The sequence below is a fragment of the Acinetobacter sp. Q186-3 genome (genome assembly GCF_013420655.1).
GTDB classification, from domain to species: Bacteria; Pseudomonadota; Gammaproteobacteria; order Pseudomonadales; family Moraxellaceae; genus Acinetobacter; species Acinetobacter indicus.
This window is the reverse complement of the sequence record NZ_VOXS01000052.1, coordinates 1-1,180: the sequence shown is the minus strand read 5'-3', so window position 1 is coordinate 1,180 and position 1,180 is coordinate 1. Positions and strand designations below refer to the sequence as shown.

The following is a 1,180-nucleotide window of genomic DNA, read 5'->3' as shown; positions in this document are numbered from 1 at the left end:
CTCTGTACACGACAAATTTCACAGAACCCTTATCCTATCAGGATTCTGCTTTCTTAAAATTGCCAAAATTTCCTTAAACTCTTCTTTTTTCCCAAAACCAATTAAACGCTGAATCGCCATTTGAACATAGTCTAAACCATAGCGAAATAAACTCATTGAGAGTCGTCCATGCTTCTTTATTTTTATCGCTTTTTTTTGATTATGTTGCCATTCACCCGTTAAGTAACACCAACAGAAGCTTATAGCTAACACCGCAATCAATTTTTTCACTCGTCTAGGGTCTGTCAAGCGCGTATTTTCAAGATTAAACCCGCGTCCTTTGAGACAACTGAATAAGGTTTCAATTTCCCAGCGTAATGCATAATCCTGAATAGCATTGGCATTAAACTGAGGAGAAACGACGAGTAAAAGCTCTCCATTTTCTAACTGTAGTGCACTTATATATAGTTTCACCCGACCAACCAAAATCCGTCGTTTACGACATTCAATTTGACCAACTTTAAGATGGCGAAATAAATCACTAATTTTATGATTCTTTCCTAAATGATTGGTGACAATGAAGTTTTTTTAACACGAATGCAGAAGTTGATGTCTTGTTCAATTAACCATGTAAACCACTGCTCACCGATAAACTCTCTGTCTGCGAACACATTCACAATACGGTCTTTACCAAAAATGGCTATAAAGCGTTGAATCAAAGCAATACGCTCTTTCGTATCTGAATTTCCACGTTTATTAAGCAATGTCCAAAGGATAGGTATCGCTATTCCACGATAAACGATTGCGAGCATCAGGATATTAATATTTCGTTTTCCCCATTTCCAATTGGTTCTATCTAAAGTCAGTTGCACTTGGTCGAATGAAAACATATTGAAAATCAACTGAGAAATTTGACGATAATCAAAATACTGACCTGCAAAGAAGCGCTGCATACGTCGATAAAATGATTGTGGTAAACACTTGATGGGCAAGGCTTTAGATGCAGAAGAAAGATTACATGTTTGCTTTAAAATAATCACAAGCATGATGAGCGCAAAGCACTTTAAATGTGACTTGTTCCATTTTAGAGATTTGTTTAAGATAAGATATAACTCATTGAGATGTGTCATAGTATTCGTCGTTAGAAAACAATTATTGTGACATTATTTCAATGAGTTATCTATTTTTGTCGTGTACAGAG

At 35.8% G+C, this 1,180-nt stretch carries 1 protein-coding gene; it reads right to left on the bottom strand.

The annotated features are described in order from the left end of the window. Positions 1–18: 18 nt before the first annotated feature. Positions 19–1,109, bottom strand: a protein-coding gene (locus tag FTT64_RS14330; RefSeq protein WP_085940648.1) for an IS4-like element ISAba1 family transposase whose coding sequence is annotated in 2 segments (ribosomal slippage) — positions 19–569 and positions 569–1,109 — 1,092 coding nt in all. Because the reading frame shifts where the segments join, the coding sequence is not laid out codon by codon here. Positions 1,110–1,180: the final 71 nt, after the last annotated feature.